This is a genomic window from Bacillus sp. LBA3-1-1.1, from assembly GCF_040676495.1.
Lineage (GTDB): Bacteria > Bacillota > Bacilli > Bacillales > Bacillaceae_G > Bacillus_A > Bacillus_A nitratireducens.
Genome location: NZ_JBEGIB010000012.1, coordinates 357,385 through 381,380 on the forward strand (window position 1 = coordinate 357,385; position 23,996 = coordinate 381,380).

At 33.2% G+C, this 23,996-nt stretch carries 20 protein-coding genes and 4 pseudogenes; 17 read left to right on the forward strand and 7 right to left on the reverse strand.

Annotated features, from left to right (window positions below):
* Positions 1–70: 70 nt before the first annotated feature.
* The 4 genes and pseudogenes from MRBLBA3_RS12800 to MRBLBA3_RS12815 all read left to right on the forward strand — a co-directional run.
* Positions 71–268 (forward strand): annotated as a pseudogene (locus MRBLBA3_RS12800) (IS4 family transposase); the annotation flags it as partial.
* A 71-nt stretch (positions 269–339) separates the two neighbouring features.
* A pseudogene (locus MRBLBA3_RS12805) lies at positions 340–423 on the forward strand (HAD hydrolase family protein); the annotation flags it as partial.
* Between the two features lie 924 nt (positions 424–1,347).
* Positions 1,348–1,461, forward strand: a pseudogene (locus MRBLBA3_RS12810) (Holliday junction resolvase RecU); the annotation flags it as partial.
* A 152-nt stretch (positions 1,462–1,613) separates the two neighbouring features.
* A complete protein-coding gene (locus MRBLBA3_RS12815) occupies positions 1,614–2,561 on the forward strand; it encodes a sugar-binding transcriptional regulator (RefSeq protein ID WP_212090231.1) in 948 nt (315 codons plus the stop codon).
* A 48-nt stretch (positions 2,562–2,609) separates the two neighbouring features.
* Here the strand turns inward: MRBLBA3_RS12815 and MRBLBA3_RS12820 are convergent, their stop codons facing one another.
* Positions 2,610–2,972 (reverse strand): hypothetical protein, encoded by a 363-nt coding sequence (locus MRBLBA3_RS12820; protein WP_000477042.1) that lies wholly within the window; start codon positions 2,970–2,972, stop codon positions 2,610–2,612.
* Positions 2,973–3,128: 156 nt separating this feature from the next.
* Here MRBLBA3_RS12820 and deoC point away from each other — a divergent pair, with 156 nt between their 5' ends.
* The 6 genes from deoC (at position 3,129) to MRBLBA3_RS12850 (ending at position 7,911) form a co-directional block, all read left to right on the forward strand.
* Positions 3,129–3,800, forward strand: coding sequence for a deoxyribose-phosphate aldolase (gene deoC, locus MRBLBA3_RS12825; protein WP_001017444.1), 672 nt, complete (start codon positions 3,129–3,131; stop codon positions 3,798–3,800).
* A gap of 105 nt (positions 3,801–3,905) precedes the next feature.
* The gene (locus MRBLBA3_RS12830; RefSeq protein WP_000876193.1) at positions 3,906–5,087 is read left to right on the forward strand and encodes a NupC/NupG family nucleoside CNT transporter; all 1,182 of its coding nucleotides are present in this window, start codon (positions 3,906–3,908) and stop codon (positions 5,085–5,087) included.
* 36 nt (positions 5,088–5,123) lie between these two features.
* Positions 5,124–6,425, forward strand: coding sequence for a pyrimidine-nucleoside phosphorylase (locus MRBLBA3_RS12835; RefSeq protein WP_002165965.1), 1,302 nt, complete (start codon positions 5,124–5,126; stop codon positions 6,423–6,425).
* Between the two features lie 33 nt (positions 6,426–6,458).
* Complete coding sequence (locus MRBLBA3_RS12840; RefSeq protein WP_000358534.1) at positions 6,459–6,854, forward strand: cytidine deaminase; 396 nt, start codon at positions 6,459–6,461, stop codon at positions 6,852–6,854.
* Positions 6,855–7,017: 163 nt separating this feature from the next.
* Positions 7,018–7,413 (forward strand): DUF2871 domain-containing protein, encoded by a 396-nt coding sequence (locus MRBLBA3_RS12845; protein WP_000737877.1) that lies wholly within the window; start codon positions 7,018–7,020, stop codon positions 7,411–7,413.
* A gap of 15 nt (positions 7,414–7,428) precedes the next feature.
* Complete coding sequence (locus MRBLBA3_RS12850; protein ID WP_212090234.1) at positions 7,429–7,911, forward strand: CcdC family protein; 483 nt, start codon at positions 7,429–7,431, stop codon at positions 7,909–7,911.
* 50 nt (positions 7,912–7,961) lie between these two features.
* Here the strand turns inward: MRBLBA3_RS12850 and MRBLBA3_RS12855 are convergent, their stop codons facing one another.
* Positions 7,962–8,192, reverse strand: a complete 231-nt coding sequence (locus tag MRBLBA3_RS12855) for a DUF896 domain-containing protein (protein WP_061689763.1) — start codon at positions 8,190–8,192, stop codon at positions 7,962–7,964.
* Between the two features lie 247 nt (positions 8,193–8,439).
* Between MRBLBA3_RS12855 and MRBLBA3_RS12860 the strand changes: the two genes are divergently transcribed.
* Positions 8,440–9,357 carry an HPP family protein gene (locus MRBLBA3_RS12860; RefSeq protein WP_212091527.1) on the forward strand — a complete coding sequence of 306 codons (918 nt, stop codon included), beginning with the start codon at positions 8,440–8,442 and terminating at the stop codon, positions 9,355–9,357.
* Between the two features lie 51 nt (positions 9,358–9,408).
* On the opposite strand, the gene MRBLBA3_RS12865 is transcribed toward MRBLBA3_RS12860, so the two are convergent.
* Together MRBLBA3_RS12865 and MRBLBA3_RS12870 are read right to left on the reverse strand one after the other, a co-directional pair.
* A complete protein-coding gene (locus tag MRBLBA3_RS12865) occupies positions 9,409–10,140 on the reverse strand; it encodes a sulfite exporter TauE/SafE family protein (RefSeq protein ID WP_245003019.1) in 732 nt (243 codons plus the stop codon).
* A gap of 15 nt (positions 10,141–10,155) precedes the next feature.
* On the reverse strand, positions 10,156–11,139 hold the full coding sequence (locus tag MRBLBA3_RS12870) for a F510_1955 family glycosylhydrolase (RefSeq protein WP_363381545.1): 984 nt from the start codon (positions 11,137–11,139) through the stop codon (positions 10,156–10,158).
* A 221-nt stretch (positions 11,140–11,360) separates the two neighbouring features.
* Between MRBLBA3_RS12870 and MRBLBA3_RS12875 the strand changes: the two genes are divergently transcribed.
* Complete coding sequence (locus MRBLBA3_RS12875; RefSeq protein WP_212090240.1) at positions 11,361–12,644, forward strand: aminopeptidase P family protein; 1,284 nt, start codon at positions 11,361–11,363, stop codon at positions 12,642–12,644.
* A gap of 118 nt (positions 12,645–12,762) precedes the next feature.
* A pseudogene (locus MRBLBA3_RS12880) lies at positions 12,763–14,403 on the forward strand (multicopper oxidase family protein).
* Between the two features lie 39 nt (positions 14,404–14,442).
* On the opposite strand, the gene MRBLBA3_RS12885 reads toward MRBLBA3_RS12880, so the two are convergent.
* On the reverse strand, positions 14,443–15,000 hold the full coding sequence (locus MRBLBA3_RS12885) for a hypothetical protein (protein WP_000458524.1): 558 nt from the start codon (positions 14,998–15,000) through the stop codon (positions 14,443–14,445).
* A gap of 438 nt (positions 15,001–15,438) precedes the next feature.
* On the opposite strand from MRBLBA3_RS12885, the gene topB reads away from it, so the two are divergent.
* Positions 15,439–17,583: a DNA topoisomerase III gene (topB, locus tag MRBLBA3_RS12890; protein ID WP_212090246.1), complete on the forward strand. Its 2,145-nt coding sequence runs from the start codon at positions 15,439–15,441 to the stop codon at positions 17,581–17,583.
* 440 nt (positions 17,584–18,023) lie between these two features.
* Here the strand turns inward: topB and MRBLBA3_RS12895 are convergent, their stop codons facing one another.
* Positions 18,024–18,692: a YczE/YyaS/YitT family protein gene (locus MRBLBA3_RS12895; RefSeq protein ID WP_212090249.1), complete on the reverse strand. Its 669-nt coding sequence runs from the start codon at positions 18,690–18,692 to the stop codon at positions 18,024–18,026.
* Positions 18,693–18,830: 138 nt separating this feature from the next.
* On the opposite strand from MRBLBA3_RS12895, the gene MRBLBA3_RS12900 reads away from it, so the two are divergent.
* Both MRBLBA3_RS12900 and MRBLBA3_RS12905 read left to right on the forward strand, forming a co-directional pair.
* The gene (locus MRBLBA3_RS12900) at positions 18,831–19,706 is read left to right on the forward strand and encodes a LysR family transcriptional regulator (RefSeq protein WP_363381549.1); all 876 of its coding nucleotides are present in this window, start codon (positions 18,831–18,833) and stop codon (positions 19,704–19,706) included.
* Between the two features lie 710 nt (positions 19,707–20,416).
* Positions 20,417–21,664 carry a DUF4153 domain-containing protein gene (locus MRBLBA3_RS12905; protein WP_212090253.1) on the forward strand — a complete coding sequence of 416 codons (1,248 nt, stop codon included), beginning with the start codon at positions 20,417–20,419 and terminating at the stop codon, positions 21,662–21,664.
* A 127-nt stretch (positions 21,665–21,791) separates the two neighbouring features.
* Here MRBLBA3_RS12905 and MRBLBA3_RS12910 read toward each other — a convergent pair whose 3' ends face one another.
* Positions 21,792–22,757 (reverse strand): arsenic resistance protein, encoded by a 966-nt coding sequence (locus tag MRBLBA3_RS12910; protein WP_363381551.1) that lies wholly within the window; start codon positions 22,755–22,757, stop codon positions 21,792–21,794.
* Positions 22,758–23,069: 312 nt separating this feature from the next.
* On the opposite strand from MRBLBA3_RS12910, the gene MRBLBA3_RS12915 reads away from it, so the two are divergent.
* Positions 23,070–23,762: an FMN-dependent NADH-azoreductase gene (locus MRBLBA3_RS12915; protein ID WP_000522520.1), complete on the forward strand. Its 693-nt coding sequence runs from the start codon at positions 23,070–23,072 to the stop codon at positions 23,760–23,762.
* The last annotated feature ends 234 nt before the right edge of the window (positions 23,763–23,996 follow it).

The following is a 23,996-nucleotide window of genomic DNA, read 5'->3' on the forward strand; positions in this document are numbered from 1 at the left end:
CAAGTAATACCATTAAAATGAAAAAAACGTTATTCTTTCTGTAAAATCATAGGAAAGGATAGCGTTTTTTATGTCTATTTCTGTATCTGATGAATTACAATTATTTGCTGAAGAATTTTAAAGATTCTTATCTCCAAATACCTTACGAGATATTGCTAGAGATGTTGGTTATGTGCAACAAACTGGTAGGTACCAAGTAAAAGATTTAGTTACTTTATGTGTTTGGATGAGTCAAAATGCCGCTAAAACTTCTTTCACATGTATGGAATATACAGGGGTTTATAACTTGATATAGAATATAAAAGGAGGAATTTATACTGTAAATAAGGGGACATATATATGGAATTAGAATCCGGGGTTAAAGCAATCGTTTTAGATTTAGATGGTACTTTATTAAATTCACAAAAGAAAGTGTCAGAAAGAATATGTAGTAGTGTATTTATATTTACAATTCAGTAGCTTTGAAAGTTCATTATTTATAACAAAAATTTCATTTTGTATTAGTTTAAAACCCAAAAAAGAGCACTGTATTAAGTGCTCTCGTGATGAGATTCATTTTATAAAGAAAGGAACACAAAATATTATGTGTATGTCCAGGTGATTGTGTGCATTTTTATAAACAAAGAGCAGTTAGCAAAAAGCTAACTGCTCCCTACAAGGAGATACAGAGAAAACTACTTTAAATGAGCTTTGGCATACAGCCTATCAACAGTATTGACGGAATATTGAGTTTTAATCAAGGGGGATTATATTTTACAAATTAGATTATGATAGTCGATATTCTCCATATTGACCAGAAAAGAACCAAAAATTCTATTGAAATTCCAAGTGTTCTTTTCCTAGTTTTTTGAAATTCTTTTATTAAATAGCCAACAGCACTAATTGCTATAAGAATGAAAAGAATAAGTTCTAGTGTAACTGGCATTTGATCTACTCCTAATCTCTTAGTTTAATTTAGTATATAACGATTATAAGATATTTTTTGTGGTTAGTGGTGAAAAATTAAACAAAACCATCTGTTTACGAAAAAAGGTCCTATTGTCTCCAACAGAACCTCTCCTAAAATGGCAAAGAGTAACTCTTACCTTACTCTTCTGCTATAAAATACATAAAATGCGTATAGATGTGTAGAACAAGAAATTCCAATATAATTATTTGAATAAAGTGTTTAAAAGTGTTTTATCAGAGCTTAATATGAGGAATTAAATTACAAATGTTGATTTATCAATGGATAGTAATGATGCGCTATTACATGATAGTTAATAAAGTGATATCGCAATAATAAAATATAGAATGTTACATATTCAATTGAAATAGAAAATTACAAGTGGAAAATGCGGAATAACAATGGGACTGGGAAATCATGGTATGGCATTTGAAATGCTTATTAATCTAGTGAATGAAATGTATAAAAGAAGGGGAGTGGAGCTTATAAACAAGGGCCCAACTCCTATAAAGGTGTAAAAAGTCAGCTACACAATAAGTTTCATTGTATATACTAAGTGTAGTAGAAGTTCAGTTAGATAAAATTCGGTAGTCGAATTTTTTTGCATAAAGCTGTATAATGCTTGTAACGAAAGGGAAATACAGGAAAGGATTTGTAATGAGTTACTATGGATAAGGATAAACAACAATTAAGCGTTGAAGTTGCAAGATTATATTATCAATCAGATTATAGTCAGCAAGAAATTGCTAACAAATTAAATATCTCAAGACCGACAATCTCTAGATTATTAAAGTACGCAAAGGAAAAAGGATTTGTTCAAATTAGTATAGCGGATCCATTTGCTGATTTAGATAACGTTGGGAATTTACTTAAAGAAAAGTACAACTTGTTAGAGGCACATGTTGTGTTTTCTCCAGTACCAGAATATGCAACGATTACGGAGTATATTAGTAAGTATGCTGCTGAGTATATGGAAAAGACAGTGAAAAACGGTGATATCGTTGGTGTAAGCTGGGGAATGACGATGTATGAAATCGCCAGAAAAATCGTACCACAACATGTAAAAGGCGTAGAGGTGGTCCAATTAAAAGGTGGGATTAGTCACTCAAGTGTAAATACATATGCGAATGAGACGATTGCTTTATTTGCAGATGCGTTTCAAACGACGCCAAGAAATCTACCCCTTCCGGTTATATTTGATAATGCAGTGACAAAAGAATTAGTGGAGCAAGATAGACATATTCATCACATTATCGAAATGGGAAAACAAGCGAATATTGCAGTTTTCACTGTTGGAACAGTGCGAGACGAAGCGCTATTATTCCGATTAGGATATTTCGATAAGGATGAAACGAACATTTTGAAAAAACAATCGGTCGGTGACATTTGTTCACGTTTCTTTGATGGAGACGGAAATATTAGTAGCGAAGAAATTAATAAGCGTACAATTGGAATTGAGTTAGAAGAATTAAAGTTAAAGAAACGTTCTATTTTAGTTGCAGGTGGTAATAGAAAAATAAAAGCAATTGATGGTGCGTTACGTGGCGGGTATGCAAATGTATTAATTATCGATCAGCATACGGCGAAAGAATTGTTACATTATCAAAAAGGTTAGAAATAAAAGGCTTTCTCAAAATGTTAATTTTGAGAAAGTCTTTTATTTTTAGTATGAATAAATCAATGTGTAGTACCTTGTAAAGTATTTGTAAGGAACGCTCTTTGATTGATCTCCTTTTTCAAAAATTAGTGAGTTAGCCATAATATCTCTATCTACAAAAGTCCATCCATCTTGCTCCATCATATCGATAAAAGGTTCCATTTTTCCGCGCTTTACTAAGTAGGGGTATTGATTATCTATCGGTTCTACTTCCACCATTTCTTTATCTTGAATAACCATCTTAGACATAGCTAAAGCAAATGGAATGGGATTTCCTTCTTGGAAAATAACATCCCTTTTATAAAAAATAAATATGGATAGTGAGGTGCATACTAGCAATGTGAATATAAAGAATTTTGACTTAAACAAGTGGTACACATCCTTTATTTACAAGCTTATACTACTTTCAATGTATTACAAGAAATTCCCTTCTAAAAAAGAATGAACAAAATTTCAAAAGTGTATTTACATTTGTTCAACTAAGAGTTAGAATGAAGTTGTTAAAAGATATGAGGAGTGAAGATAATGAATATTGCAAAGTTAATTGACCATACAATTTTAAAAGCTAATACTACAAAAGAAGATGTTATGAAAGTAATCGAAGAAGCAAAGGAATATAAATTCGCTTCTGTTTGTATTAATCCTACATGGGTGAAGCTAGCTGCTGAAGAATTAGCTGGACATGATGTAGACGTTTGTACTGTAATCGGTTTCCCATTAGGAGCAAGCACTACTGAAACAAAAGCTTTCGAAACAAAAGATGCTATCGCAAAAGGTGCAACTGAAGTTGATATGGTAATCAACGTAGGCGCTTTAAAAGATGGCGACAATGAGTTCGTTGAAAAAGATATTTATGAAGTAGTACAAGCAGCAAAAGGAAAAGCTCTTGTAAAAGTAATCATTGAAACTTGCCTATTAACAGATGAAGAGAAAGTACGTGCTTGTGAATTATCAGTAAAAGCTGGTGCTGACTTCGTAAAAACTTCAACTGGATTCTCAACTGGCGGAGCAACTGCTGAAGATATCGCATTAATGCGTAAAACAGTAGGACCAAACGTTGGTGTAAAAGCATCTGGCGGCGTTCGTACACGTGAAGATGCAGACAAAATGGTAGCTGCTGGAGCTTCTCGCGTTGGAGCAAGTGCTAGTGTTGCAATCGTATTAAATGATGCAAAAGGTGCTACAGATAACTACTAATCAATAAAGAGTGAAGAGCAATAGATACACGTTTAAAGTAAAGTGTATCTATTGCTTTAACAATTGAAAAGAATGTAAGCGGATACGAATGGGAGGAGACGGCTTATGAAATACTTAATCGGTGTTTTAGGCCTCGTATTGATTTTAGGTATCGCTTGGCTTGCTAGTAATGATAGAAAGAAAGTCAAATATCGCCCAATCATAACGATGGTTATATTACAATTCATTTTGGGATTTTTATTATTAAATACAAGTGTAGGGAATATATTAATTAGCGGAATAGCAGATGGTTTTGGAGAATTATTAAAATATGCCGCTGATGGTGTGAACTTCGTATTTGGTGGATTAGTAAATCAAAAAGAGTTTTCATTCTTTTTAAGTGTATTAATGCCAATCGTATTTATATCAGCTTTAATAGGTATTTTGCAACATATTAAAGTATTACCTATTATTGTGAAATCTATCGGTCTAGTATTAAGCAAAGTAAATGGAATGGGGAAACTAGAATCATATAACGCGGTAGCTTCTGCGATTTTAGGACAATCTGAAGTGTTTATTTCAGTTAAGAAACAACTAGGATTATTGCCAGAGAAAAGAATGTATACATTATGTGCATCTGCAATGTCTACCGTTTCTATGTCTATCGTTGGATCATATATGGTGTTATTAAAACCGCAATATGTTGTAACCGCTTTAGTGCTTAACTTATTCGGTGGTTTCATCATTGCTTCTATCATTAACCCGTACGAAGTTACTGAAGAAGAGGATATGTTAGAAGTACAAGAAGAAGAGAAAAAGACATTCTTTGAAGTATTAGGGGAATACATTATAGATGGATTTAAAGTTGCGATTACAGTGGCAGCTATGTTAATTGGTTTCGTTGCTCTTATCGCATTCATTAATGCAGTATTTAAAGGTGTAATCGGTATCTCATTCCAAGAAATTCTTGGCTATGTATTTGCACCATTTGCATTTATTATGGGTGTACCTTGGCATGAAGCAGTTAATGCCGGAAATATTATGGCAACAAAATTAGTATCAAATGAGTTTGTCGCTATGACAGATTTAGCAAAAGGAAACTTTAATTTCTCAGATAGAACGACAGCGATTATATCTGTATTCTTAGTTTCATTTGCAAACTTCTCTTCAATTGGAATTATTGCTGGAGCAGTTAAGAGCTTAAATGAAAAACAAGGGAATGTAGTCGCAAGATTTGGTTTGAAATTACTTTTCGGTGCAACATTAGTAAGTTTCTTATCAGCAACAATCGTTGGCTTATTATTTTAACAGATTCATATAATATAAAAAGGAATGGTGATTGTAATGAGAATGGTAGATATTATTGCGAAAAAACGTGATGGAAAAGAATTAACAACTGAAGAAATTAATTTCTTTATTAACGGTTATACAGACGGAAGTATTCCTGATTATCAAGCAAGTGCACTTGCAATGGCAATCTTTTTTAAAGATATGACAGATCGCGAACGTGCAGATTTAACGATGGCAATGGTTGAGTCTGGAGAAACGATTGACTTATCAGCAATTGAAGGCATAAAAGTAGATAAACATTCAACTGGCGGTGTTGGTGATACAACAACTTTAGTATTAGGACCATTAGTTGCTGCTTTAGATGTACCAGTAGCAAAAATGTCTGGTCGTGGTTTAGGACATACGGGCGGAACAATCGATAAATTAGAAGCAGTGGAAGGGTTCCATGTTGAAATTACGAAAGAGCAATTCATTGATATTGTAAATCGTGATAAAGTGGCTGTTATCGGACAAACAGGAAACTTAACACCTGCAGATAAAAAGATTTATGCACTTCGTGATGTAACAGGAACAGTAAACTCGATTCCTCTAATCGCAAGTTCAATTATGAGTAAAAAAATAGCAGCTGGTGCTGATGCGATCGTACTTGATGTAAAAACAGGTGCTGGCGCATTTATGAAAACAGAAGAAGATGCAAAAGAATTAGCTCATGCAATGGTACGTATCGGAAATAATGTTGGACGTCAAACGATGGCTGTTATTTCAGATATGTCACAACCTCTTGGCTTTGCGATTGGTAACGCTCTAGAAGTGAAGGAAGCAATTGATACTTTAAAAGGCGAAGGTCCAGAAGATTTAACAGAATTAGTACTTGTATTAGGTAGCCAAATGGTTGTACTTGCGAAAAAAGCAAATACATTAGAAGAAGCTCGTGAAATGTTAATTGAAGTTATGAAAAATGGAAAAGCAACTGAGAAATTTAAAGAGTTCTTAAGCAATCAAGGCGGAGATAGCTCGATTGTAGACAATCCAGAAAAAATGCCACAAGCGAAGTATGTAATTGATGTACCTGCAAAAACTTCAGGTGTGATTTCAAACATTGTTGCAGATGAAATCGGTATCGCAGCTATGTTATTAGGTGCTGGTCGTGCGACAAAAGAAGATGAAATCGATTTAGCGGTAGGTTTAATGTTACGTAAAAAAGTTGGCGATGCAGTAAAAGAAGGCGAGCCGTTCGTAACGATTTATGCAAATCGCGAAAATGTAGAAGATGTAAAAGCAAAAATTTATGAGAACATTTCTATCGCTGAAACAGCAGTGGCTCCTAAATTAGTTCATACAGTTATTACTGACTAATCAATATTGCATTTACTTTGAGGAGGAAATAATATGGATAAGAAAAAATATATTGAAGAAGCAAATAAGATGTTATCGAAAGCGTATATTCCGTATTCTAAATTTCCTGTTGGTGCAGCATTAGTTACAAAAGAAGGTAAAATCTATACTGGTTGTAATATAGAAAACGCTTCTTACGGTTTATGTAACTGTGCAGAAAGAACAGCAATATTTAAAGCAGTATCAGAAGGTGAGCGCGACTTTAGTTACTTAGTCATTACAGGAGAAACTGACGGACCTATTTCACCATGTGGTGCTTGTAGACAAGTGATTGCTGAATTTTGTGATCCGAAAATGCCAGTTTTACTAACGAATGTAAAAGGCGATGAAAAAGAAGTGACGGTTGAACAGTTATTACCGGGTGCTTTCACAATTGAAGATTTAAAATAAGTAAAAGCCATTCCACAAGGAAAAGTTGTGGAATGGCTTTTTTGTTTCCAATAATAGAATGTAACATTCCGTTCATATTCCGTTCATAAACTTTACGTAAAATAATTGGAGTGAATATGGAAAGTGACGATATAAATTGTCGTTCTACAGCAGGAGGAATATAATGAAAAAATTATATAATGCAGCATTCATTTACTTAATTATTGGTTTATTATCAGGTGTATTTGCAAGAGAGTATACGAAAGCGCAAGGAATTAAAGGATCCACTATGTTGCAATTAGTGCATACACACGTATTAGTGCTCGGCTTCGTATTCTTTTTGATCGCTTTAGCTCTATTTAAAGTGTTTAATGTCCATGAAACAAAAAGTTTTCGTGCGTGGTTTGTTGTTTATAATGTAGGATTAATTTTTACTATTGCTACAATGGTATTTAGAGGTCTTCTACAAGTAAACGGAACTGACTTTAATGGTTTAAGCCATATGGCTGGATTAGGTCATGTCATTATAAGTATTGGGCTTGTTTGGTTTATGATTTTGCTAAAAAAGTCTTTTAAATAGATAGGAGTGGAGAATATGAGTTTAGCACTTTTATCAAGTATTGTAGCGGTTTGTATGGCTGTTGGAGTGATGTTTCTTCGCTTTAAGTCAGCGAAAAAACCGGTAACGAAAAAGAAAATTATATTACCGCCAATCTTTATGAGTACTGGTGCATCGATGTACTTCTTACCAGAGTTTCGGTTAACATCGTTAGAAATAGTAGAGGCAATTAGCGTAGGACTTATTTTCTCTATGTTTCTTATTAAAACAACTAAGTTCGAAATAAGAGGCGAACATATATATATGAAACCGTCTAAAGCATTTATATTTATTTTAGTTGGATTATTAGCAGTACGAGTAGCATTAAAATCATATTTAAGTCAGTCGATTGATTTAACCCAATTAAGTGGAATGTTTTTCTTACTCGCTTTTGCGATGATCGTATCGTGGAGAATTGCGATGTATCGCTCGTATACTAAATTAGAAAAGACAATAAAAAGAGCTGGAATTTCTATATAGGAAATCCAGCTCTTTTTATGTTTTATACGATCGTTTTTTTAGCCTTGATTTCATTTGCTTAATTTTAAACGTATTTGAGCATCTTGTAAGGCAACTGGTGTAACGTTAAGACCATTTTGATCAACGATTTTTGTATTTAATAAAATGGAATCTAAGCTCCCGCGAAATGTTTTTGTATAGTTTTGACGCAACATTTGTTGCTCTTGTTTTTCATCAACTGTTAATCCAGATGCTTTTTCTTTTTTTGATAATTCGTTAATACGGAATAAAATGTTTTTCATTTGTTTTCACCTCTAGTTAAATTTAATTACATTAGTTACTTACTAATGTATAGTTATTTTAACCTATCTTTTAATAAGTGTCAATGCCCATAAACATGCCTTGTTTTGTAAGTGTAGGGGGTGATAAAGAATGAAAAAACTACAAATACTTGAAATAGAAAAGATGTTAATATACAATACCTTAGTAGGGTATATTAAGGTATTGTTTTACTTTATGAGAGTAATAAGCAAAAAGGAGTATGTAATAATGAATGCAGTAATTTCAAAGAAAGAAACAATCATCTCATATACGATTGCTATTTTATTTATTTTAGCTATGGTAACAGCAGGTGTGTTATTAAATGATCCAGAAGTCATTTTGCCGGAAATAGCAGCAATGGCAATTGCTTTATGGGTGTATCGTGAGCCAGGGTGGTTAAGACAACCAGAAAAAATCTTTATTGCACTGTCAATAACAGCTGTTATTGGTTTTGCAGTGAATCAAATGGATATTTCCTATATAGGAAAAGTTAGCTTAACACTTATATTAATGATGTTGTTTTTACGTATTATTCAATCCAATTTAGCACCATCTATTGCGACAGGTTTATTACCATTAGTAACAAATGCGACGGAATGGTCATTTGTTATCTCAGTCTTCGTTTTGACATTTATTTTAATGATTGGTGTTCTTATTTTTAAATTGAATAACGGTATTGAGAGAAAAGTTAAAATCCAATATAAATATATGGTTGTATTTCTATTTTTAAATTTTGTATGGATCAGTTTATGTTGGATAACTGGTTATGAACAATTAGCGGTTATTCCGCCAATTCTAGTCGTTGTGTATGAATCACTTCAAAAACCGATGTACAATGAAAAAATGGCATGTAAACAAATAGTAGTATTAACTACATCAGCAACTGTTGGAACTTTATTGTATTTTGCAATTGATTCATGGATTGTAGTCACTTTATTCAATATGATATTAATGCTTATTTTATTAAAAATCGTTGGAGTACGTATTCCAGCAGCTTATGCATTTCCGTTACTTCCGCTCGTATTTCCTGATGAAATGATAAAAATGTTACCAGTAGGCTCATTCATTGCAGGGGTATTTTTATTTGGTGCAGTACTACTGTATAAAAAGTGGGAGATGAAGCAAAAGGGTATGCAGAAGAGTTGAATATAATGGAAAAAAAGGTAAGTTCAAGTCACTGGAACTTACCTTTTTTATTTATATCCAATATAAGGATATATCATAAAATCCAATTAAAATGAGTAGTACTCCTGTTATAAGTTGAATGATTTTTCCTATTTTTCTGCTCTTTTTAAGTAGTGCCCCATTTAATCCAAGGTAGGAGATGATGGACATTAATACAACGATAGGCAGAGCAGTTCCTATCGAAAAGAATGTTGGAAACAAGTAACCATAATTATATGAGAAAGATAAAGGGATTAACGTTCCGAAAAATAGAACGAACATAGTCGGACAGAAAGCTAAGGAAAAGAAGAATCCAAGTAAAAATGAGCTGACCTTACTTTGTTTTTGTATAAATTTGATAGGGAAGATGGTAGAGAAGAAATTACCTCCTTTTATAATGCCTGACAACATTAGCCCCATTAAAATTAATAAAGGTCCAATCATTTTTCGTAACCATGGGAAATACAAAGTTAATATTTGCTGAATCTCTTTTCCTAAGAACCATACTAAAAGTCCAAGCGTCGTAAAAGCTATTATTTTTCCTAAAATGAATAACAATATATGTTTCCATGCATGTCCTTTTTGTAAAGATTGATTCCCATAAAGTGTAATAGCGCTAATGTTTCCTGTTAATTGGCAAGGAGCAAGGGTACCTACAATGCCTAATAAAAACGCAAATAAAAGAGGAATTGATTTCGTAGCATTCGCGACATCCATTAAAGGAGACATGAGTTGATAACTCAACTCGCTAATTGTTGAAAACACGTTATATTCACCTTTCTAATTAAATTGGAATTTTCCATTTCTAGTAAGCTGTTTCCACGTTTTACCGTCATCTGTAGAGAGGAATACATTTGCTTTCATTGTAGCAAAAACTATTTCAGCTGAATTTTGAGGATTTTGTGATATGTACATAATTGTATCTTTAGAATCTAAAGGTGGTATTTGTATACTCCTCTCTTCATTTGTAGCAATTGATTTCTTCATTACGATTTGCTTATTGATAGGGGCGTAAATAACATCTTCACTACTTAATGTAACGGCTGTCGATTCAAGTGATGTAGAGAATAGTTCAAATGTATTTCCGTAATCTGTAGATAAATAAACACCGTCTTTAGCGCTTACCGCGACTACACTAGCTTGATCCGGATGTACGGAAAAGGAATGAATCGTACTTGAAAGACCTTTTAACTTACTATTTTTCCAATCTTGTCCGTTGTTCGTACTGAAATAAAAACCTTGTTTTAATTTAGAATTTGGACGCTCATTGGATAAATAAATTGCTTCCGTATTATATCCGACAGCAAGGTTATGAAAATCAGATTCTCCATAAAACGCTAGCTTTTCAAGGGTATTACCGCCATCAGAACTTTTCATTAATCCTAAAGGATTTTTTAAGTTTGCTCCTGGTTCAGGATGCCCGCTAGCAAAAAATCCATTTTTTGTTGCCTGAAAGCCCATATAATCGTGTAACTGTGTAGTAGTTTCAAACCATTTGCCATCTTGATAAACTTTTATACCACTGTGCGTGGCGATAGAAATCCCAGGCATATTTCCTGCATAGCCAATTCCATGAATGTGCTCGATTTTTCCAGATGTAATTTCTTTATAGAAGTTTTGCGGAATCTTATTTGCTGTTTCTGTATTTTGGGGTTGAGATTGCACGGTTTCTTTTTTCACTGGTGCTGTTTCGACATTGCTAGAACATCCTGAAATTATGAATAAAGAAGTAATTGCTAACCCTGTTGCTACATAATGTTTCAAATTTGTAGGCCCCTTTCCTATATATGAGATTTTAAGTATATGGAATAAATGTCAAGAAATTGTGGAGTGATATGCATAATTGCGAGTGAAAGAGCGCCTAGTATGAAAGTTTTATTTTCTATATGAGCACTATTAATTGACGAAAAATTATAACAATAATAGAATAAATTGTATTGGGTAATTAGATTTACCAGTATACATAGAACGCTAGGGGGGTTATTATGGAATCAACATTTTTTGCTCAAAATAGAGAACGATTAGTAAACATATTACCAGATGAATCTATTACTATTTTATTTGCTGGGCAAGCACCTCATATGTCAGCGGATGCACATTATAAATTTGTGCCGAATCGAAACTTTTACTATGTAACAGGAATTGATGAACCAAATGTTATTTTCATGTTGAAGAAGTTTGGAGGTAGTGTAGAAGAAACTCTTTTCATTGAAAAGTCAGATCCAGTAATGGAAAAATGGGTCGGTAAAACAGTTTCTAACGAAGAAGCAGAGAAAATTTCAGGTCTAAAGAAAGTCGTATATTTAGATAGCTTTGAAAAGACAATGGCAAATACACTTTTCACAGAAAATGTGAAACAAGTGAATTTAGACTTGGAACTTCGTGAGTGGAACGGTACTGAGACGAAAACGTTAGCATTTGCTAAACACGTAAGAGAACAGTACCCGCACATAACAATTGGAAATGTTTATTCAAACATTTGTGAATTACGAGTGTTTAAAACAGAGGAAGAAATTGAAATCATTAAAGAAGCTATCGCTGTTACTAAAGAGGGTATTTATAACGTGCTGAAGCATGCAAAAGCAGATGCGATGGAATATGAATTAGAAGCACATTTTGATTTCACGCTGAAATCATCTGGAATTAAGCATCATGCGTTCAATACAATTTTGGCGAGTGGTAAAAATGCTACAGTTCTTCATTATGAAGACAATGATGCACAAATTCAAAATGGTGATTTAGTACTGCTAGACTTAGGCGCTCAAAAAGACTACTATAACGCTGATATTAGTTATACATTCCCGGCAAATGGAACATTCTCTAGTCGCCAAAAACAAATATATAATATCGTGTTAAAAGCATTGAAAGAAACAACTGAGCTTATTAAGCCAGGATTAAAGTTTGCTGCATTAAATGAGCATACAAAAAAAGTACTAGCAGAAGAGTGTAAAGCAATTGGTTTAATTCAAGAAGATGAGGAACTATCTAAATATTATTATCATGGCGTGAGTCATTTCCTAGGTTTAGATACTCATGATGTAGGAACATACAAAGATAGAGTATTAGAAGAAGGTATGGTCATTACGATTGAACCAGGTCTATATATTGAAGAAGAATCAATTGGGATTCGTATTGAAGATGATATTCTTATCACAAAGGACGGGTATGAAAACTTGTCTAAAGATATCATTAGAGAAGTTGAAGAGATTGAAGAGTTTATGAGAGAAAATAATGTAAATGTAAAAGAAGATGAAGTTGTTACGAAATAATAGTTAGAAGAGGCGCTCAATTTTGGGTGCCTTTTTATTTTGCTCATTTTATATCTTCATATTTTCTTGAAAATTGTCTTCTATAATAATCTTGAAAAAGAAAAAGGAGGAATTTTCCATGAAGAGATTTGTATTAACAGCAGTTACAGTCTCCGTAATATTTTTAATTGCTGCGTGTTCTGCGACCACAAATACAACAAATGATCATAAAAATATGAATGATAAAAAAACAACACAGACTGAAACGGCTACAAAGCCATTGAAAGTTGTAAAAGGGCCAGAAGTTACTTTAGTAGCGAAAGAAGAAAAACAAAAGCTAAGTAGCGGTGTTATTGTTCCAGTCTGGACATTTAATGGCTCATCCCCAGGTCCAGAAATCAGAGTGAAAAAAGGTGAAAAGGTTAAAGTGACATTAAAAAATGAATTACCTGCACCAGTATCTATTCATTGGCATGGGTATCCTGTCCCAAATAACATGGATGGAATTCCAGGCGTGACACAAGATGCGGTTGAATCAGGAAAAAGTTTCACCTATGAATTTGAAGCGAACGTACCAGGAACGTATTGGTATCATTCACATCAAGATTCTGTAAATCAACTAGATAGAGGCTTATATGGTGCTCTTATTGTAGAGGATACAAATGAAAAGTATGATAAAGATTACACGTTAATGTTAGATGAATGGGTAACAGATAAAGAAGAAATTAATAAGCAGTTAAAAGAAATGACAAAAGGGCCAACAGGTAATAAATCTAAGGATAATGAAAATACGAAAAAGAATGATGATAGGAAAGGCATGGACCATTCCGGTATGGACATGAAGAGTGATAAAAAAGAATCTGACAATATGGCAGGCATGGATCATGGAAATATGAAGATGGAAGGACATGATATGAGTATGTAAGACTTATTCACAATCAATGGTAAAAGCGAAGATTTAGTAGAGCCATTAAAAGTGAATAAGGGTGATAAAGTTCGTCTTCGACTCGTTAATGCGGGTTATCTATCACATGATATACACGTTCACGGTCATGATATAAAAGTAATTGCAACAGATGGTCAACCAATTAACGATCCAAAAGTTATAAAGGATAAAGTAATTTCAATCGCACCGGGTGAACGTTATGATATTGAATTTACTGCTAATAATCCTGGGAAATGGTATGTTGAAGACCATTCAGAAAATAAAGGCGCAAAAGGAATGAAAGCAGTTATTGAATATGAAGGTAGTAAAGAGATGAAAGACAAAGCAAACGAAAAAGAAAAACTACCAAAATTAGATATGACGAAATATGGTGCTAAAAAATTAGGTAGCTTCACGTTAAATCAGAAGTATACTGCCACATATAATATGGACTTAAATACGCAAATGAATGGAAATGAAATGGTATATACAATTAACGGAAAGGTATTTCCGGATATTGATCCAATTCCAGTAAAAAAGGGTGATTTAGTAAAAGTAAAATTGGTAAATCGTTCTAAAATGGACGATCATCCAATGCATTTACATGGTCACTTCTTCCAGGTGTTGAGTAAAGATGGAAAACCGATAGAAGGTTCTCCAATTGTGAAAGATACATTGAACTTAAAACCAGGAGAAGAATATGAAGTAGCCTTTGTAGCAGACAATCCGGGTGAATGGATGTTCCACTGTCATGATTTACACTATGCTTCAGCGGGGATGGTAACAGAAGTGAAATATACAGATTATAAATCTGATTATGTTCCAAACCCTAACATTCCTAATAAGCCAGAATAATATAAAGCAGTTATCCATAGGATAACTGCTTTATATATTTTAGTCTTTAGCGTTATGCATATGTTGATCATGCTCGGATGAAGATGGGGGAGTGTGATCTGGGAATGTCACGAATACAGTAAGAACAATTACTACGCTGATGGAAAGTAATAATAGAAACCGACGATGGATAAAAGTAGAAAAGGTTTCAGATAAAAGCTGAATCATACATGACATAGTTATCGTTATAGTAAGTAAAAGACTAATAAACAGTATACTATGAGCTTGTTGAGCGTTTAACATTTCTGTAATCATTGCGCCCATCATACTTGCCATTAATCCAGAGAACATTCCTTCTAAGGCGGTATACAGGTGAAAACGTAGACCGACTAAAAAACCGATAAAACCACTGATCAAAATAGCAAGCAAAGTAGAATATAGTAATTCTCCTTTCAAGAGAATCCCTAAATAAAAACCGATACTTAAACCGATACTCATACTAAAAGACATAATAAATACCATATACTCCATTAGGGTACCCTTACGTTTAGAAATATATGATGTAATAATAATCGAGATACAACAAAGTGTTAAGGTAGTTAGCGTATAAGCAAACATCAAGATACCTCCCTGTCCTATCGTTCACTTCATCATATGTTCAAATGGAGAATACTTATGCTAATATATATCTGCAAATTATCTGCACAATTTAAAAAAGGTAAGTTCAATATAATTCTCAAATAATGATGGTTATCTTAGTAGACGATGCTTTATAAAGAATTGTTGTATTTTTATTTGGAGAGAATATATGTAAGCAAGTAGTAGTGAATGGAAAAGACGCTCGATTTTTGAGCGTCTTTTTTGTCTATGAGCGTGCGAAAGAAATTGTTATATAATGAGTTTCTATTGTGAAGCCATAAAGAATAAGCGTATAATATTATAGGTCTTCCATTTGTGAGACAAACCGCGAATGATAAATAAGATTGTTGTATTATCATCGCTTCTAAACAGATATACAATGAAAGTAACACTGGAATACAGATAGGGAGTTATAAAATGAAATTAATCATAGCCGAGAAACCAGATCAAGGTTTGGCTCTTGTTTCACAGTTTAAATATCGCCGAAAAGATGGATATTTAGAGGTAGAAGCGAATGAGTTATTTCCAAATGGAGCGTACTGTACATGGGCAATTGGTCATTTGACGCAGTTATGTAATCCAGAGCATTATCACGCAGAGTGGAAAAAATGGTCACTTAATACGTTACCGATGATTCCAGAGCGTTTTCAATTTGAGGTAACAAAGTCAAAGTATAAGCAATTTAACGTTGTGAAACAGCTGTTACATAATCCACAGGTAACAGAAATTATTCACGCGGGCGATGCTGGGCGTGAAGGGGAACTGATCGTACGAAATATTATTAATCTTTGCAACGTGCAAAAGCCAATGAAGCGTCTTTGGATTTCGTCTTTAACGAAGCAAGCTATTTATCAAGGATTTAAAAACTTACTTGATGAAGCAGATACGATTAATACGTATTATGAAGCATATACAAGATCATGCGCTGACTGGGTCGTTGGTATGAATGCATCGCGTGTCTTTAGCATTTTGCTAAAGAAAAAAGGAATGAATGATGTGTTTTCCGCTGGTCGTGTACAAACACCAACATTAGCACTCATTGTAAAGCGTGAGAAAGAAATTGAGAACTTTAAGTCAGAGCCGTTTTGGGAAGTGTTCGCAACCTTTAATATAGAAGGAAAGAAGTATGAGGGGAAATGGGAGAAAGATAATGAGTCCCGCTTAAATGATCCTGATTTGGCAAATAAAATTGCAGCGTTTTGTCAAAACAAACCGGCTGTAGTAAAAGAAATGAAAACGGAGCGTAAAGAGTTTCAGCCACCGTTTTTATTTAATTTATCAGCACTGCAAGCAACGGCGAATAAAGCCTTTAAATTTTCACCGAAAAAGACACTTGATATAACGCAAGCACTATATCAAAAAGGGATTGTCTCTTATCCCCGTTCGGATTCTAACTATGTTACACAAGGAGAGGCAGCGACGTTCCCTGATATTTTGCAGAAGTTAAGTCAGTTTGATGAATATAAAGGTTTATTGCCAGCACCAGTTGAATCGATTATGAATAATAAGCGTTATGTGAATGAAAAGAAAGTTACAGATCACTACGCAATTATACCGACAGAGCAAGTTACAAATCCAAGCAAACTATCAGGTGATGAAAAGAAAATTTACGATATGATCGTAAGAAGACTGATTGCGGCACATTATGAAGTAGCAATCTTTGATTACACAACGATTACAACTCTTGTGGACGAACGTGCTGCGTTCATTTCGAAAGGAAAACAGCAAATTCAAGAAGGTTGGCGTAAAGTTATTTTCCAAGACGATAAAGATGACGAAACGATTCTTCCAATTGTAGCTGAAGATGAACAAGGAAAAGTTGTAAAGGTGAAAGTGAAAGAAGGAAAAACACAGCCACCGAAGCGTTATACAGAAGGACAACTTATTACGTTAATGAAAACGGCCGGTAAGTATTTAGAGAATGAAGAGCTTGAGAAAGTATTAAAGAAAACAGAAGGTTTAGGTACTGAGGCAACGCGTGCAGGTATTATTACGATGCTGAAAGACCGTAAATATATAGATGTACAGAAAAACCAAGTGTACGCAACCGATAAAGGAAAAGTATTAATTACAGCAATTGGTGATAAAATACTGGCTTCACCAGAAATGACAGCAAAATGGGAGCAACGCCTTGCGGAAATTGGAGAAGGTACAGCTTCACCAGCGACATTTATGGAACAAACGAAAAAACTATCAGCTAAAATTATTGAAGACGCGGTAGAAATGTCGGAGAAATGGGATTTCACTGGATTACATGTTGAATCGGTTGAACGAAAAGGATCGAAATTTACAACGGGTAAAAAGGTTGGTAGTTGTAAAAAATGTGATGGCGATGTGATTGATAAGTCAACGTTTTACGGTTGTTCTAACTATAATACAACACAGTGTGACTTTACCATTTCGAAGAAGATATTAAGTAAAACAATTTCGCAAAAAAACATGACGAAGCTATTAAAAGGTGAGAAGACCGATTTAATTAAAGGCTTTAAAAAAGGCGAGAAAACATTTGATGCGAAGTTAGAGTGGAAAGATAATAAGATTAATTTTGTTTTTGAAAATTAAGTGGTTTCAACAAATGAAAAAGCTCTTTCCCGAGTAAAATGTTCTGTATTAGGTTTGAAAATATAGATAGAAAAGAAAAAGCATGACAATTTTATGTCATGCTTTTTTATTTTATAATTACAGAGTTTTGTATACTAGCACTAAAATTTATTTGAAATAATTGCTTGAAAAGATGGTATGAAATAGTGTTAAGTAGCAATAAAGTCTTTTAAAATATAAAAAAGTTGTTTAAAGATCCTTCTTTAACTAAACGGCAGGTTAGTTTTAATACAATGTTTGTTTTATCATTTAACCAAAGTGATAGAAGGTCAAAGAAAAGGCAGTAATAAAGAAGTGCCATTCCTAATGTGGACTGGCACTTGGTAAGGTGTAAAATTCATTATTTGATTTCGGCTGAGGAATTTGATTCATCTATTTTACCTGTACTTTATTATGATTCCTTAGACAGCCTTTTCTGTTTTAAATACCCATTGTTGGAGAGGTGGTTGATAATACGGTATCATCCACCCTAAAATTTTGCCGATAAAATAGGCAGCAATTAGTGTGCCGATTCCGATTGAGCCTAATGATTGAATGAAAACTATACAGATTGCACCAGCCACACAAATGTTTATTAAATCGCTCAAAATTTTTGCTTTACCGAATTTTAAATTAAATTTTTCACTAATTGCATAAGTTAACGCATCATACGGCATTAATGGCAGTTTCGCTGTTGTATAGCCCATTAAACCGACCGCTATAACAAATAAACTAACAATCAAATATACACTTCGAGCAAGGAGAGTTTCAGGTGCAGGGAAAAGTTGTATAAGGAAGAGCGTTGCATCCATGAAAACCCCAAATAAAAACGAAATAATGAATTGACTCACAAATTCATTTAACTCCATTCGTTTACTTAAAATCACTTGAATAATAATGTATAAAACATTTGCAAGCGCCATTGTCACACCAACCGTTAAACCAATCGTTAGCGTACTTGCATATGCTAATGATGACACAGGCGATACACCAAATCCTGCTTGAATCGACATGCTAATGCCAATTGACATAAAAAATAACCCGAGCACGTATAAGATGATGCGCTTCAAGGTTCTGCTCCAATGATTCATAGTATCTCTCACTTTCTAGTTAATATTATCAATATAAAGACTATAGCTATAGAATTAAATATAACGCTAAATTCGACATATGAAAAATATATATATGATAAACTAATTATATCAAAAAACATATGACGGAGAGATACAATGGATTTTCGACAATTATATTACTTTAAAGAAATTGTGAAACAAGGAAGCATTTCTAAAGCAGCAGAAGTGCTCCATATCGCCCAGCCCCCACTTAGCCAATTATTAAAAAAGCTTGAAACTGATCTTGGCACAATTTTAATTCATCGATATCGTCAAAAATGGGAGCTTACAGCAACAGGTGAAATACTATACCAATATGCCAATCAAATGTTAATGCAAATTCAAGATGTAAAGCAGCAAATTCAAGAAATTGAACAAGGTATAGGCGGAACAGTAAGTATCGGTGTATCGTCTACATGTTCGAATATGCTCATTGACTATGTTAGTACGTTTAGAACACAATACCCTAATGTCAAAATAAAAATAGTAACTGGAAATTCAGAAGAATTATTAAAAAGACTAGAACAAAGAGAAATTGATGTTGCCTTACTTTTACGATTGGGCAATAGTGAACAATATGAGATGAAAATATTAAAAAAACAACCAACCGCTGTGATTATTCCATCAAGTTGGGTAACATCGTTTTCATCACAGCATGTGACGATTGAACAGATTGCCCAGTTTCCATTCATTATGCTAGGAGCAATGGAAGGACTCTCCTTCAATGAAGACCTTTTCAAAGTATTTGATGAACATCAAGTCAAGCCAAATATCATTATTGAGTGTAAAGATATAAGGATGGTTGTAGCACTTGTTAGTAGAGGACTAGGATTATCTGTTATTCCAAGAATGGATTACACATCATCATTTTTAGAACATACAACGCTTTTTGAATTGAAACAATTTGATTTTCAGTTAGAGCCTGTAATAGTAAAATTAAAAGATCAAAGAATTTCCAAAGTAGCATCTCAATTTTGGGAAATGGTTGATTAGGAGATATGAACAAAGCAAAAATAGCCTTCAATCAAGTAATAAAGACATCTTACGAAAAATTGAGCCGGGATAAAAAGTTCTTTACTTAAGGAAGTTTCAAAACTGACTGTAGCTATATAAATAAAAGGTAAAAAGTTCTTTACTAATTTGAAAAACGCAGTAATTACATTACTTATTAGTAAAGAACTTTTTATACAAGGACATAAGTGGTTTCAACAAATGAAAAAGCTCTTTCCCGAGTAAAATGTGCTGTATTAGGTTTGAAAATATAGATAGAAACGAAAAAGCATGACAATTTTATGTCATGCTTTTTTATTTTATAATTACAGAGTTTTGTATACTAGCACTAAAATTTATTTGAAATAATTGTTTGAAAAGGTGTTATTAAATTGGACGCTTATATCATTTTGATCATTTCTTTTATATAAAGGAAAAATAAGAAATTAGAAAATAAAAACAAGCAATGAAGAGAACAGCTGAAAGTAGCTTACACCGATGTTTATAAAAAGTTATAGAGCATTTCTTTGAATGAGGAATGCTTTTTGTTTTTGCTTGGAATAAAAATATACAACAAAAATATTTTATAAAATAATAAAAATTTATTGTAAAACAATAAAATTTATATTAAAATCAAAATCATAATAAATAAGTGTGGTGCTTTTTATGGAAAAGGTAACAACTTTATTTTTTTAATTAGAGGAGGTATAAATATGAACATTAACAATTTGATTATTGAAAATATGGATAACCCTCATGAGTTGGAGAGAATGTATAGAAAAGACCCAAAAGCTTTTAAAAAGTCATTCTCACAAGCATGGGATGAAAACCCTGATTCTCAGGTGCTAGCTGCTTGGTATGAAAGGTTGAATTTCAAGGAGACGGAAAATAAAGAAAAAATATCGCTGTTTCAAAAAGGTTTCTTATTCATGGGCATGTTAGCTATTCTAGCTGGGCTAAGCACTAGAATCATTTTCCACTTTGTTGAGCAGGAAGCAATTGCTCCAATTAACCTAGCTTTTGGTGTAATTCCTTTTATTACTGCTTATTTTATTTACAATAATACTCCGAAAAAAAGTATTATTTATTTCCTTGCAGCGTTGTTCTTAATTGCCGGGTTGTATCTTAATATGTTGCCATTAAATTATAAAGACAGTAGTATCCTTGCGTATTTACATCTTCCTATATTGTTATGGGTCTTAGTAGGGCTTGCGTTTACAGGAAATGAATATTCAAAAGGCAGTACAAGGTTAGCTTATATTAAATTTAATTTAGAATATTGTCTTCTCTACGCGAGCATGGCAGTGAGCGGAATGATACTAGCAGTATTCACTATGAAGTTATTTAGCTTCGTTGACTTGGATATAGGAGAATTCTATTTTAGTAATGTTGTTTTATTTGGTGCTGCGGCCCTCGCTGTAGTGGCTACATACTTAGTATCAATGAACCTTAAACTTGCTAAAAATATTACACCATATATAGCTAAAATTTTTAGTCCGCTTGTACTGATTACATTGTTGATCTATCTTATAACGGTTATATGGAGTGGAAAAAATCCATTCTTGGACCGCAATTTTCTAATGGCCTTCAACGGAATACTCCTTGGTGTATTGGCTGTTACCATATTTTCTATCGTTGAGAGTGACTCAGACGAGAAAAAGAGCATTTCAGATTATATAAATTTTGCCTTAATTGTTCTGGCACTTATTATTGACACTGTCGCTTTGTCAGCTATCGTATTCAGACTTTCTTCTTACGGGATTACACCTAATAGACTTGCTGTTTTAGGCGTAAACATACTGATTTGGGCGAATCTCATTTGGATTATGTTTTCCTATATGCGTTTTCTACAAAACAAATCAGGACCAACAGCTATCCAAGATGCCGTTACGAAGTATCTGCCAATCTACGGACTTTGGGCAGCTTTCGTTATATTTACTTTTCCTATAATTTTTAATTAGAAAGGCATTGTTAATGTAACGACAAATTAATTTTCTATAACGTATAAAATCCTTAGAGCGGATAATTATCGTTGCTTCTATAATTTCTCGAAAATAAAAAAACGTCCCAAAGTAGGACGTTTTTTTATTATGTATATTGCTGTTTTTTCTTAATAAGTAACAACGTTTGTGAAACACAAGCAAGTACTGGCAGTTCAATTAACGGTCCAATAACGAGTGCAAGTGCAATAAGAGGCTCGTCAGGAAAAGCTGTTACAGCAATAGCGAGTGCAACAGGTGAGTTTCTTGCTAATGTTGTTAAGTTTAGACTTACTGTATCTTTATAAGATAAACGCATCATGCGCCCGATAAATTGTCCTAGGACAAAATTAATGATGAAGAACAATAGAACCGGAATGAGTAATAGTAAAACGACATTCATATTTTGTAGTAAATATTTACCTTGTGATGCAAACATCGCTACGATTGCTAAACTTAAAAATACAATTTGCGCAGAGCTGAAAAACGGAATGAGTTTATTCTCGAGTGTTTCAGTTTTTTTCAGTTTATTCATAATGAACTTTGTAGCGAGTGCAAGTACAAATGGTAAGACGATTACGATAACAATGCTTTCTACTAAAACAGAAACCGCTACAGTCTTCATGACACCAGCAAATAAAAATAAATAAATGGGAAGGAGTAGTACTTGCAAAATTAAATTTACAGGCAAAATTGCAGTAGAAAGTGCTACATTTCCTTTCGCTATTTCAGTAAAGATTAAATACCAATCTGTACATGGAGTAACCATTAACATAATAAATCCAATCCAAAGTGCTGGATGATCGGAAAGAAATAGTGCTCCTAACCCCCAAGCGAGTAAAGGTGTCCATAAAAAATTAATGGTAAGGCTCGTTCCAGCGAATTTTAAATTACGGAATCCATTTTTTATTTCTTTCAATGGAATGCTGAGGAATAATCCATAAAGCATGAAAAATAAGAAGGGAACAATAAATTTTTCCGAATACATATGTATCATATTAAATTGTCCTAATATAACCCCGAACATAACAGCTGCAAGAATGATAAAGGTTTGAACCTTTTCTAAAGTACTCATTAATAAACCCTCTCTATAGATGAATTTCTCTCTCTAGTTGTATTATACAAGGTATTTCACTTATGTGTTTTTGAATTGATCATTTTGACTGAGGAAATATCTTTATTAAATATTTTTAATTCGAGATATTATTTTTCATTTAAAGTTACTTGACTAAAGTAAGTAGGTGTATTACAATCACTTACATAAGGTAATTAAATAACAAAAAGTTTTGATTTGCTTAGGTTAAGGTATCAATTGGAACTTTTTATTAGAATAAGAATTTTTATGATGATGAATAATGAATATGATAAGAAAGTTTAGGTGAAGAAAATGGGATTATTTAGCTCATTGTTTGGTAAAAAAGAAGAAAATACAAAAGTAGAGGGGAATAAAACAATGTCAAAAGTATTATTTGTAAAAGCAAACGATCGTCCAGCGGAGCAAGCAATTAGTTCAAAGATGTATGAAACATTTGTAAGTGCTTATAAGGAAGCAAATCCGAATACAGAAATTACGGAGTTAGATTTATTTGCATTAGATCTTCCGTATTACGGAAATATCGCTATTTCAGGTGGATATAAACGTAGTCAAGGAATGGAGATAACAGCTGAAGAAGAGAAGGCAGTTGCTACAGTAGATAAATATTTAAATCAATTTTTAGAGGCTGATAAAGTAGTATTTGCATTCCCATTATGGAACTTTACAGTACCAGCACCATTAATTACTTACATTTCATATCTTTCTCAAGCTGGAAAAACGTTTAAATATACAGCAAACGGCCCAGAAGGTTTAGCTGGTGATAAGAAAGTAGTTGTATTAGGTGCTCGCGGTTCAGATTACTCTTCAGAACAAATGGCTCCTATGGAAATGGCTGTTAATTATGTGACAAACGTACTTGGGTTCTGGGGCATTACAAATCCAGAGACAGTTGTAATTGAAGGGCACAATCAATATCCAGATCGCTCACAACAAATTGTTGAAGAAGGTTTAGAAAACGTTAAAAAAGTAGCTGCGAAATTTTAATTAATGATAGTAAATGGAAAAACCAACATGGATGACCATGTTGGTTATTTAGTCTATTTTCTATGTTAAAAAATGTATATTTATAAAATAAATGAAAAGTTTGAAAATAGTATTGCAAAATATTATATATCAAACTATAATGAGTTCAAGAATAGTTGATACTTAAATTAAATATTCAGAAAATTCAATTAGTTAAAATTGGAAATAAGATAAGGAAATTTGAATGGGGGTTAT